The 12,369-nt window shown below is 27.8% G+C and carries 11 protein-coding genes; 7 read left to right on the top strand and 4 right to left on the bottom strand.

Translation table 11 applies throughout. The features are described 5' to 3' along the window. The first annotated feature begins 201 nt into the window (after nucleotides 1-201). Both uvrC and murB read left to right on the top strand, forming a co-directional pair. Entirely contained in the window at nucleotides 202-2,064 is a 1,863-nt protein-coding gene (gene uvrC, locus OIF33_RS12600; protein ID WP_322504611.1) for an excinuclease ABC subunit UvrC, read from the top strand. A 149-nt stretch (nucleotides 2,065-2,213) separates the two neighbouring features. Continuing rightward, complete coding sequence (murB, locus tag OIF33_RS12595; protein ID WP_322504610.1) at nucleotides 2,214-3,128, top strand: UDP-N-acetylmuramate dehydrogenase; 915 nt, start codon at nucleotides 2,214-2,216, stop codon at nucleotides 3,126-3,128. 111 nt (nucleotides 3,129-3,239) lie between these two features. Here the strand turns inward: murB and OIF33_RS12590 are convergent, their stop codons facing one another. The 3 genes from OIF33_RS12590 to OIF33_RS12580 are packed head-to-tail and all read right to left on the bottom strand — an operon-like array spanning nucleotide 3,240 to nucleotide 5,440. Next, complete coding sequence (locus OIF33_RS12590) at nucleotides 3,240-4,025, bottom strand: hypothetical protein (RefSeq protein ID WP_322504609.1); 786 nt, start codon at nucleotides 4,023-4,025, stop codon at nucleotides 3,240-3,242. Between the two features lie 46 nt (nucleotides 4,026-4,071). Continuing rightward, entirely contained in the window at nucleotides 4,072-4,620 is a 549-nt protein-coding gene (locus tag OIF33_RS12585; RefSeq protein ID WP_322504608.1) for a sigma-70 family RNA polymerase sigma factor, read from the bottom strand. Nucleotides 4,621-4,654: 34 nt separating this feature from the next. After that, the gene (locus OIF33_RS12580) at nucleotides 4,655-5,440 is read right to left on the bottom strand and encodes a hypothetical protein (protein WP_322504607.1); all 786 of its coding nucleotides are present in this window, start codon (nucleotides 5,438-5,440) and stop codon (nucleotides 4,655-4,657) included. A gap of 662 nt (nucleotides 5,441-6,102) precedes the next feature. On the opposite strand from OIF33_RS12580, the gene hisC reads away from it, so the two are divergent. From hisC to OIF33_RS12555, 5 genes are all read left to right on the top strand, one after another. Then, nucleotides 6,103-7,200, top strand: a complete 1,098-nt coding sequence (gene hisC / locus OIF33_RS12575) for a histidinol-phosphate transaminase (protein WP_322504606.1) — start codon at nucleotides 6,103-6,105, stop codon at nucleotides 7,198-7,200. Between the two features lie 332 nt (nucleotides 7,201-7,532). After that, on the top strand, nucleotides 7,533-8,417 hold the full coding sequence (gene rapZ / locus OIF33_RS12570; protein WP_322504605.1) for an RNase adapter RapZ: 885 nt from the start codon (nucleotides 7,533-7,535) through the stop codon (nucleotides 8,415-8,417). Continuing rightward, nucleotides 8,414-9,784, top strand: coding sequence for a gluconeogenesis factor YvcK family protein (locus OIF33_RS12565; RefSeq protein ID WP_322504604.1), 1,371 nt, complete (start codon nucleotides 8,414-8,416; stop codon nucleotides 9,782-9,784). The genes rapZ and OIF33_RS12565 overlap by 4 nt, the downstream gene beginning before the upstream one ends. After that, nucleotides 9,763-10,713 carry a DNA-binding protein WhiA gene (whiA, locus tag OIF33_RS12560; RefSeq protein WP_322504603.1) on the top strand — a complete coding sequence of 317 codons (951 nt, stop codon included), beginning with the start codon at nucleotides 9,763-9,765 and terminating at the stop codon, nucleotides 10,711-10,713. Before OIF33_RS12565 ends, whiA begins: the two co-directional genes overlap by 22 nt. Before the next feature lie 417 nt (nucleotides 10,714-11,130). Continuing rightward, entirely contained in the window at nucleotides 11,131-11,685 is a 555-nt protein-coding gene (locus OIF33_RS12555) for a hypothetical protein (protein WP_322504602.1), read from the top strand. 202 nt (nucleotides 11,686-11,887) lie between these two features. Here the strand turns inward: OIF33_RS12555 and OIF33_RS12550 are convergent, their stop codons facing one another. After that, nucleotides 11,888-12,298 (bottom strand): sigma-70 family RNA polymerase sigma factor, encoded by a 411-nt coding sequence (locus OIF33_RS12550; RefSeq protein WP_322504601.1) that lies wholly within the window; start codon nucleotides 12,296-12,298, stop codon nucleotides 11,888-11,890. Nucleotides 12,299-12,369: the final 71 nt, after the last annotated feature.

Raw genomic sequence — 12,369 nt, 5'->3', positions numbered from 1 at the left:
TATTACTGTATTTCAATGGTATGTTAGGGCGTATTGCTTATGTAGACATAGTAATAATTCTGTTGCTTTAATTAAGAATTTATATGTTATTTTTAATTTGATAATATATTTAGATAAATAGGCAATATAAGAATAATAGGATTTGGCAAGTTTAAGATAAATGTAATATGAACATTGAGATGAGAGATTAGAGGTGGTAAGATGTTTGATTTTCAGCATCAATTAAAAATATTACCTGATAAACCAGGGGTTTATATAATGAAAAATTCCCTTGGAGAGGTAATTTATGTTGGAAAAGCAAAAATATTAAAAAATAGAGTAAGACAATATTTCCAAAATTCTAAAAATCATACTGAAAAAGTAAGGGCTATGGTTAAAAATATAGCTGAATTTGAGTACATAGTTACTGATTCTGAAATGGAGGCATTAATTTTAGAATGTAACCTTATTAAGAAATATAGTCCAAGATATAATATAGCTTTAAAAGATGATAAGTTTTATCCTTTTATAAAAATAACTACTAATGAGGATTTCCCAAGAGTATATGTTACAAGGAATTTTGCAAAGGACGGAAATAAATATTTTGGACCATATACAAATGGGACTGCTGTTTATGAAGTTATGGGGCTTATTAAGAAGCTATTTCCTTTAAGAACGTGTAAAAAGGCTATTGTAGAAGGGGAAAAACCAACTAGAGCATGTTTAAATTATCACATTAACCTTTGTAAAGCTCCTTGTGCTGGATATATTTCTAAAAATGATTATGGAAAGATGATAGATGAAATAATTAGTATTTTAAATGGAACAGATACATCAATTATAAAAGAATTAAAAGTTGAAATGGAAAAGGCTGCTGAGGAGTTAGAATTTGAGAAGGCAGCTAAAGTTAGAGATAGAATTTTGGCTATAGAGTTGATTAGTGAAAAACAAAAGATGTTTACTGTAAAAGAAGGCGATGAGGACTTTATAGATTTATATACTGATGAAAAGGATGGATGTGCTCAAGTTTTCTTTGTTAGAGAAGGAAAAGTTACAGGAAGAGAACATTTTATGTTAGAGAATGTAAGTGAAGAACCTGTAAAAGAAATTATTAGTTCTTTCATAGCATCATTTTATGGTGGAACAGCACAAATACCTAAAACTATATATGTTCCTGAGGAGATAGAGGATCAAGAATTAATAGAGAAGTTTCTTACAGACAAGAGAGGATCTAAGGTTTGGATAAAAACCCCTAAAAAGGGTGATAAAAAGAATCTTTTAGATATGGTTAGAAATAATGCGAAAATAATGCTAGAGCAATTTAAAGAAAAAATGGTAGAAGAAAAAGAATTAAATAAATCAGCCTTAACTGAGTTAGCAGATGTTTTAGCATTAGATTCTTTACCAGTTAGAATAGAAGCCTATGATATATCGAATATTCAAGGTGTAGACTCAGTTGGAACAATGGTGGTCTTCGAGAATGGAAAAGCTAAAAATTCTGATTATAGAAGATTTAAAATAAAAACTGTCCAAGGACCTAATGATTATGAAAGCATGAGAGAAATTTTAAGCAGAAGATTTGCTCATGGATTGGACGAGGTAAACAAAATAAAAGAGAGAAATTTAGAGTATTCAAAGGGAAAGTTCTGTATTTTCCCAGATTTAATAATGATGGATGGTGGAAAAGGACAGGTTAACATAGCCTTAGAAGTACTAAATGAGTTTGGTGTTGAAATTCCGGTCTGTGGGCTTGTTAAAGACGATAAGCATAGAACTAGGGGTATCATATTCAATAATGAAGAAATACTCGTTAAAAGAGGTTCTGGGCTTATGAATTTAATAACTAGAATACAAGATGAAGTTCATAGGTATGCTATAACCTATCATAGAAGTTTAAGAGATAAAAGAACACTACATTCAATTTTAGAAGATATACCTAGAATTGGAGAAAAAAGAAGAAGGAATCTTCTTATTAAGTTTGGAAGTGTAGAAAATATTAAGAAGGCAACAATAGAAGACTTATTAGAAACCCCTGGCATAGATAAAAAAGCAGCTGAAAGTATAAAAAAATATTTTTCAAGTTAATTTTTAATAACAAAAATTGACTTGAGATAATATATATAATATTATAGCATAGGAAAATAAAAAAATTTGTACTAAATATTGAAAATATGTCAAGAATTAATTTATACTATTAAATTAGGATATTAAATTTAAAATTGAGGAGTTTGGGTATGAATCAATACATGGAGTTTTATAAATTATTAGGTGAATTTTATAATGAAGAAGATATTACTGTAGATTCTCCAATGAGTGAACATATTTATTTCAGAGTAGGAGGACCAGCAGATATACTAGTAACTCCTGTTAATGAGGAACAAGTAGTTAATACTTTAAAACTTTGTAGGGAATATAATGTACCTTATTTTATATTAGGTAACGGTTCTAATATTTTAGTTAAAGATGGTGGAATTTCTGGAGTTGTAATTAAGCTTAATAAATTAAATAAAGTTACTTCAGAAGGAAATTGTGTAACAGCTCAAAGTGGAGCACTATTAAAAGATGTATCAAAAGCCGCTTTGGAAAATAACTTAAGAGGTTTTGAATTTGCATGTGGAATACCAGGAAGTATAGGTGGAGCGGTATTTATGAACGCTGGAGCTTATGATGGAGAAATGGCACATGTAATAAAGTCAGCTAGAGTAATTGATGAAAATTGCAATATTAAGAATTTAACTAAAGAAGAATTAGAACTTGGTTATAGAAGTTCATTAGTTATGAAAAAAGGATATGTAGTTATAGATGCTACAGTTGAACTAGAAAGCGGAGAGTATACTAGTATAAAAGATAAGATCGATGATCTTACGAATAAAAGAGAGAGTAAACAACCTTTAGAGTATCCATCAGCAGGTAGTACTTTTAAAAGACCAGAAGGATATTTTGCAGGTAAGCTTATTCAGGATTCAGGATTAAAAGGTTTCTCAATAGGAGGAGCAGCTGTATCAGAAAAGCATTCAGGATTTGTAATCAATAAAGGTGGAGCAACAGCTAAAGATGTTTTAGATGTTATAGCGCATGTTCAAAAAACAGTTAAAGAAAATTTTGGTGTTGATCTTCACACTGAAGTTAGAATAATAGGTAGAGATTAATAGAATAAACAAAAATAGAGTCTGCATTTAAATTAAATGTAGGCTCTATTTTTATGCATATATTTGAGGCATACTCCATGTATATTAAAACAATATTAATAGCTTAAAATATTAACGATATGACCCTAAAAATATATTTATCAATACATATATAAATGTTACTCCAAAGAAAATATTAGAAATCCAAAATAAAATTTTACCATAAGGAAATTTTGTTTTTCTGTGGTTTTCTACTTTTAAAGATTTCAAAACTTCTAAAAAGTTATTTAAATCATCATCATTGTGTTCTATGGAGCCTATCAACATATAGCTTTTAGGAATACTTAAATCATTCTCTCCAAGTTTATTAAATTCTATGAAAAGAGTATTTCTGCTAAACTCCATGAAGTCTCTTATACTTTTATTTGATATAAAGGATGTTTTTATATAGTTAAGAGGAATTGTTGTTGTATCTATAACTCTAAAGTAATTGTCTAAATTATAAAATAAAAGCTTATCTTCGGTAACATAAACTCTATAGGCAACTGCCTGTTTTGAGAAACCTATTGATAAAACTTTAAAAGTATAATCATTAAAAGAATATAATAAAGTCTTATAAATAAGTTTATCTTTAGGAATAGGACAGTCTTTATCTAAAGCTTCTATGACAATATCTCTCAAGACTTTACCATTCCTAACATAATTAAGAGTATCATCAGCTTCATCACCAAGGTTATTTACTACTCTTATAATATTTTTTAGAGAAAAGTCTGCATTAACATTATCAAAGTTATTCTTTAAATATGGATTGATAGCAAATTTTATAACTGTTTTGATTCTTCTTTTTTGTTCTTCAGTGAGATTAATATCTGGTAATTCTTTATCATTTATTTCAACTAGATTAAAAGTGTTCATCATATAAAAGTCCTCCTTAATTTAATGAATATATAAGTATAAGTATTCATTAAGTAATTTTTTCATCAGAATAATTTTCTTTATTAGTAATGGATAACTTTTTACGCCCTCGCAAAATCCTGAGACTCACAGCTTTGGGTGTCATATTAAGATCCTTAGCTATATCTTTAATACTTTTATTTAAGAAAAAGCGTTGAATAAATATTTTTCTATCTAATTCTTTAAAATTATTAATCTCTTTTTTTATAGTTTCTAACTCAGCTCTCGACATAACTTGTTCTTCAATAGAATCAGTATTTTTGCTTTCCTCTTTAAGTTCTATATTTTCAAAATGTTTTTTTTCTTTTCTAAGAATATCAATAGCACTATATTTAGTTATAGCAGCTAGCCAGTTCTTGAATTTACTTTTATCATAATCATACCCGTGTATGTTTTCCCAAACTTTTAAAAGTACATCATTTACACATTCTTCACTAAGTTCTTTTGAATTAAGTTGCATATAAGCTAATTTATATATTAAGTTTCCAAAGGCATCTAAAACATACTCAAGTGCATTTGGATTTCCTTTTTTTAATTCTTCTATAAATGTATTTTCCATAGTATCCTCTCCAAACTAATTTTTTATTGAAAGCTTAAGTTGGTAAGTTTAAGACTATTTGAGAAATAAACAAGAGGATAAAAAAAATAATTGCTAGTACAGTGATTATCAGATTTCTAGTTTTTTCTTTAGAAGTAACTTCTAAAGGATTAGTATCAACACCTAAAGAATTAAGTGTGTTCAAGAGTTCATAAAGTTCTGAAACATTTTCTCCTTTTTCACCAACTAAGTAATAAGTACTAGGAAGTGAAAGGTTATTTTCAGTTGATTTATCTAAATTAATAATTAAAGTATTACAGCTAAAAGGGATATAATTTTTTTTATCATATTTGCTTATAAAAGCAGACTTGATATATGTTAAAGGCAATTTAGTTGTATTTATAACTCTAAAGTAATTATCCAAGTTATAAATAAAGACTTCATTCTTTGTAACGTATATTCTGTGTGAAAAAACTGAATTTGAATATAAAACACCAACTGTTTTAAATGAATAATCTACTGGAATATATAATAATGTTTTATATAAAATATCATTTTCTTCAATAGGACAATCTTTATCTAAGGCGTCTATTACTAAATCTCTAAGAATCTCACCACCTTTAACATGGTTAAGAACTTCCTCAGATGATTTACTAAGTGTATTGCTAATCTTAGATAAGTTAGAATTTGATAGGTCAATATCAATAGGATTTTTATCTAAAGATAAATATGATTTGATTAAGTTATTAAAAAGTTTTTTAATCTTTTTCTTTTGATCTTCTGAAAGTTCAACGTCAGGTAGAATATCTTCATTTATATCAATTAAATCAAATTTTCTCATAACTGCTCTTAGAAAGTTAAGGTAAACTTTCTAAACTTCACCCCCTTATGGATTTAATAATAATTATATAGTTAATTTCATAATAATTGGTTAATTGTAATAAAAAGTATTTATATAGATGAAATTAAAATATTTATATTTAATAATCTTTCTACTAATTAATTCGTAATAAAAAAGAAAATGCTTCAAGAATAAATAAGTTTTTTATTTATAATTCATTGTTGATTTATATTTAGGAATCTGTTTTAAACTAATACTGATTTTTAGATAGAACTGCTCATCAAGTTAAGCTTGAAAGGCTAGCTAAAAATCAACATTAACATAAAGCATAGTCATATTTAAACTTAGTATGAGAATAGCTATTGTGAAATGTAGAGTAACATTTTTAAATTTCATACTTTATTTTAGTTAATAATTATTAAAAAGCTTAAATTAAAATTAGAGATAATTTTTATATTGTCATTAAAATAATTTTAAAACTAGAGTAGTGTGAGTTTGATTTGTATAATGATATAAAACTTTATGAATTTTAATTAAAGGTTCTGGTTTAAATGTTTATCTAAAACAAAACTCAATTAAAAAGGTTTTGTTGGTAATTTTATTAGTTAGTTTTGGGGAAATTAAACTAACTTTTAGCAATAATTTTAAGGAGGCTATTTAAAATGAAATTTAATGTTAGAGATGAGGTCTTAAGAATTGAGGCCTATGTGGCAGGAAAACCGATATCAGAGGTGAAAAGAGAATTAGGTCTTGAAAAGGTGGTTAAGTTAGCATCTAATGAAAATCCTCTTGGGTGTTCACCTAAGGTTAAAGAAGCACTTAGAAATGTAGTTGAAGAAACTTTTTTGTATCCAGATGCTAATAATTTTGATTTAAAAAGAACACTATCAAAATATTTAGGTGTAAATGAAAGAAAAATTTTTTGTGGAGCTGGATCTGATTCCCTAATAAGAGTTATTTGTAATACATTGATAAATCCTGAAGATGAAAATATAGTAGGAGAGATAACATTCCCAAGATATGAAACTAATATAGAGCTTATGGGAGGTAAGGTTATTAAAGTTCCTATGAAAGAAATGAAGTTAGATTTAGAAGGTATGGTAAATGAGATTACACCAAAAACAAAAACAATTTGGTTTTGTAATCCCAATAATCCTACAGGGAGTACCTTTGGGGTTAATGATATAAAAGATCTTTTAAATAAAATACCAAGTAGTGTATATATAATAATGGATGAGGCTTACGTAGAGTATGTTTCAAGAGATGATTATCCAAATTCAATTGAGCTTTTAAAAGAATATAAAAATATTATTATTCTTAGAACTTTTTCTAAGGCGTATGGATTAGCTTCATTGAGAGTTGGATATGGAATAGCACATGAAAAACTTGTAGAGTATTTTAATAGGGTTGTTAATTCATTTGACGTTAATCTCTATGCGCAAGTAGCAGCAGTAGAAGCTTTAAATGATAGAGAGTTCTTAAATAATGTTAAAATATTCAATAAAAACCAAAGAGATTATTTAGAGAAAGAGTTTGAAAACATGGGATTAAAATACGTAAAATCTGATGCAAACTTTATACTGGTAAATGTTAAATGTGATGACAAAAAGTTTTTTTACTATTTACTTCAAAATGGATATATAATTAGACCAGGCTATTTATTAGGATGTCCCCAGTGGATGAGAATAAGTATAGGGAAAGAAGCTGAAAATAAAGAATTAATTAGACTTATGAAGAGCTATTTAGAGAAAAACTTATAAAAAAAGACAGCTTAATAAAATGAGTAATAATTACCTTGTTTTATGTTATAATTTATTTGTAAAATTATTAGATTTGCTTTAATTACTAAGTGATTAAAGCATTTCTTATGTTTTGAAAATTAATTAAATTTTTTTAAGTTTATAAATTTATATTTTAATTTGTTTTATTAGATTCTATTATTGTAAGATAAAATTAGATTTAATGTTAAGGGGGAAGCGATTCCCAGTAAGATATTATTGAAATTCATGGTGTAGTTAGGTATTTTTAATTTTTGAAATTCAAAATTATAAGCTATCGAATAAAATGAATTATATGTTTAGGAGATGATAATATGAGATTTGTAATAGTTACTGGTCTTTCAGGTGCAGGAAAGACAGAAGCAACAAGAAGTTTAGAAGATTTAGGATACTTTTGTGTGGACAACTTACCACCAAAATTAATACCGAAGTTTGCAGAGGCATGCATACAAAGTGAAGGTAAAATAGATAAAATAGCTTTAGTAATAGATATAAGAGGAGGAATATTCTTCGATGATTTATTTGAAAGCTTAGAGTACTTAAAAACAAATGATTTTAATTATGAAATTTTATTCTTAGAAGCTTCAGATGAAGTTTTAGTTAAGAGATTTAAAGAAACGAGAAGAAGTCATCCACTTTCACCAGATGGAAGAATAATAACTGGTATAAGTGAAGAGAGAATGAGACTTAGAGAGCTTAAGGATAGAGCTGACAATATAATTGATACTTCAAATTATCCTATAAGAAATTTAAGAGAAAAAATAAACCTTTTATATGGAGATGGTAAACCAGTAGAGCAAAATCTTTCAATAACTATCTTATCTTTTGGATTTAAGTATGGAATTCCTTCAGATTCAGATTTAGTTTTTGATGTTAGATTTATACCAAATCCATTTTATATTCCAGAATTAAAGCCATTTTCAGGAGAAGATGAACCAGTTAAAAATTATGTGCTTGCTCAAGAAGAAACTAAAGGTTTCTTATCAAGACTTACAGATATGGCAGAGTTCTTAATTCCTAATTATATTAAAGAGGGAAAAAGACAGCTTATTATATCTATAGGATGTACAGGGGGAAGACATAGATCAGTAGCAATAGCAAATGCTTTATATAAAGAATTACTATCTAAAAACCTTAGTGTTAGTTTAGAGCATAGAGATATTAATGAGGATATAAATAGAGGGGATAGAAAACTATGATGACAAAAAAAATGCTTAAGCCTGGTATCAAAGTTAAAAGATACATATTTTTGGCTTTAGCATCTATAATCACTATGTCGATTGCTATGGCAAAGTTAATTGGTGAGAGACATGTAACTAATGTTCAAGATAAGGCTATATTTATAATTCTTATATTTTTTTCGGGGTTAGTTGGTTATAAATCCATAGTTTGGTGTGTTAAATCTTTAGTTTCACTAGTAAACAAAGGATATATAAATTTATCTATTGAAGAAGATGAATTAGAAGATTTAATAGAAGATGACAGACTTCTAATAAAAGGTCCTAAAATAGTTGTTATAGGCGGCGGGACAGGCCTTTCAACAATGCTTAGAGGACTTAAACACTATACATCAAATATAACTGCGGTAGTAACAGTTGGAGATGACGGTGGTGGATCTGGTATTCTTAGAGAAGATTTAGGTATGCTTCCTCCAGGCGATATAAGAAACTGTATATTAGCATTAGCTAATACAGAACCTTTAATGAATGAATTATTGCAATATAGATTTAATGATGGTAGACTAAAGGGCCAGAGCTTTGGTAATTTATTCTTAGCTGCTATGGACGGAATCTCTGAAAATTTTGAGGATGCTGTCCAGAAAATGAGTTCTGTCCTTGCGGTTAAGGGTGAAGTTTTACCTGTAACTTTAGAAAATATGATTTTAGAAGCTGAACTTATGAATGGACATAAGGTAAGAGGGGAATCTTTAATAGGAGAGGAAGTTATAGACCAAAGTAGTCCAATAAAAAAATTAAAAATAATACCAGAGGATGCTAAAGCTTTAGATAGAGCATTAGAAGCAATAGAGGATGCTGATGCTATAGTTTTAGGACCAGGAAGTTTATATACTAGTGTATTACCTAATCTTTTGGTAAAAGATATAACTAAGGCTATAAAGAAGAGTAAAGCATTTAAAATATATAATTGTAATATAATGACTCAACCAGGTGAAACTGATGGATTTAAGGTTTCTGATCATGTTAAAGTTATACTAGATCATTGTGGGAAAGATATGGTAGATTGTATAATTGCAAACTCTAAAGATATTTCAGAAGAGCTAAAACAAAAATATTTAGAAAAGAATTCTGAATTTGTAGAACTTGATATAAATAAGCTTAAGAAAATGGGATTGTGTGTTATCGAAGGTGATTTAATGAAAGTAAATGGGGATTATATAAGACATAATTCAGAGTACTTAGCACAACTTCTCATTGAAACAGTAATGGAAAAGCATTTATTATATGATAGAAAGAAAATTTTAGAGTATATATATTTATCACAAAGAATTAAGAAAAGAGAGCGTTTAAATAGGAAGGAGCAATCATGTCATTTTCAGCAAAAGTAAAGGGAGAAATATGTAGATATATTGATATATCAAAGGAAGAAGCTCTTGCTCAAATATCAGCTATCATGAAGGTATGCGGAACACTTGCTTTTAGTGGTAGACAAATAAGCTTCAAAATGACAACAGAAAATCCTGCATCTGCAAGATTGATGTTTACTATATTAAAGGATTACTTTGATATACACGCAAAACTTATGGTTAAAAAAAGTAATTCCTTAAAGAAAAATAATATTTATATGGTTGTTGTAACTGAAGACATGGGAGTAAAAAAGTTACTTGAAATAACAGGAATTCTAAGAGAAATAGAAGGAATAATGTCATTAGACTATCATATAGATGAAGATTTAGTTGATACAGAAGCTAAGAAAAAGGCATATATTAGAGGAGCTTTTATCGGTGGTGGAAGTATAAGTAATCCTGAAAAAACTTATCATCTAGAGTTTGTTACTCACTCACAAGAATATGCAGAGGATTTAGGAAAACTTATCAATACATTTGGTTTAAAATCAAAGGTAATACAAAGAAAAAATAGTTACATAGTCTATATAAAAGAAGGAGAGCAGATAGTTGACTTATTAAATATAATAGGAGCTCATACAGCACTTCTAGAACTTGAAAATATTAGAATCATGAAGGAAATGAGAAATAATGTAAATAGACTTGTAAACTGTGAGACTGCAAACCTTAGCAAAACTGTAAATGCAGCAGTTAGACAGGTTGAGAGTATAAAACTTATAGAGAGAGAAATTGGTCTTGCAAGACTTCCAAAAAATTTAAGGGAAGTTGCAGAGTTAAGATTAACTTATCCTGAGGAATCATTAAAGGAACTTGGGGAAATGCTTGAACCTCCAGTTGGTAAATCGGGAGTAAATCATAGATTAAGAAAAATCGAAAAAATAGCTGAAGAACTTAGAACAGGTAACTTCTAGCAGAATTTTTAAAATCTTTTAAGTGATTATTTTAACAGCAAATGCTATGTTTGCTGTTAGAAAAGCTTAAAAGTTTTTTTTGGTTAAGGCTATATTTTTAGGAGGTGTTGATTTTTAGATAGTCCTTCAGATCTAGCTTAATTTCGCAAAGAGTTTCTATTATCTATTCCAGAATAATAGCTAAGGCTTCTAAACTAGCTTGGCGTCGAACAAAAGAAGCCTTTTAACGCTATTATTCTTTCATAGATAATGAAACTCTAATTGCTCATTAAGATGGTCTTACGGCTCTATCTAAAAATTAACATTCACCTAAAATAGAGTCTTATTAAAAAATATACCTAATGTTGAGATAATATTAATTTTACTAATGGAGAAACTAGTTTTGAAAATAATATTATTTCATATGGAGGTATTGATATGGTAAAGAAATTTAAAAAAATGATTTGGCTTCTAGTAGGTGTCATGGTTTTTGGCCTTATAGGTATGATTGGATGTACAAAAAAAGCTACTGAGATGCCAGGAGGATCTGGAGTGACAGCAACTACTCCGGAAGAGTATATGACAATGTTGGAAGAAAAAATTAAAACTTATATGGGCGACATAAAGATGGCAGCAGAATATGATTTCTCAGGTGTAACAGAGGAAAATAAGCAGGCAACTTATGAGGCCTATAAGAAATATTATACAAACTTAGATACTGAACTTACTAATTTAAGAAATGAACTTAATAGCAAAGTTACTCAAGGAGATTCAAAAGTTAGTGAAGTGAACAAAAAAGTAGTAGAAAATATAGATAATTTAAAAATGTCTATAAGTAATGTTGAAAAAGAGTTAAAGGCTAATAAGGATAAGTTAATGGCAATGCCTGCAGATCAATTTGTTAATGCAATGAAAGATATTGAAAAGCCAGCATATGATGCTAGAGTAAAACTTCAACAATCTATAGATGATGTCAAAAATATCTTTAAGTAATTTTAGGGGTATATCAAAATAATGCAATAAAACTTATAAATAGCATGGAGAGAATATCTAGATAAACTCTTAGTGAAATCCAGATATTCTCTCCAAATATATTTATAAGTTTTATTATTGAGTTTTGATACAGCCCTTTAATTTATTTCTATTATTTGGTCATATAATATTTCAGTATCATCATTTGAAATATATTCATATTCTAAAAGATAATCAATGTTAGTATCAAAGTCTGATATAACATATGCCCATCTTTAGTTTCTATATTTTCATAGTTTTGAGTTGTATATAACTCATCAGATATTTCTTTTTGGTTGTTTTTATTTTTTTTATAAATTTTATTACACTCATTTATTAAAATTCTTATTAACCATGTTTTAAAATACCTTTCATCCTTTAATGTATTAATCTTATTAAAGGCTATTAAAATAGTAGTTTGGATAGCATCTTCAACATCCTCTTCAATCTTTAAGATACCTTTAGCAACTCTATACATAGATGTGAGATTTTCTTTTATTAATAGTTCAAAGTCTTGAGATAAGTCCTCTTTAGTTAATTTTTTGTATGAAACTTTATTAAATGAATTTTTATTAAAAAAACTTATTAGTTCCAATATCATCCTTCCTTTTTCAACTATTAGAGAGTAAATTATACATAATTGTTCCATAAAAAAATGAGTATTTT

Source organism: Clostridium sp. LIBA-8841 (assembly GCF_034439435.1).
Taxonomy (GTDB): Bacteria; Bacillota; Clostridia; order Clostridiales; family Clostridiaceae; genus Sarcina.
This window is presented reverse-complemented; position numbering and strand designations above follow the sequence as displayed.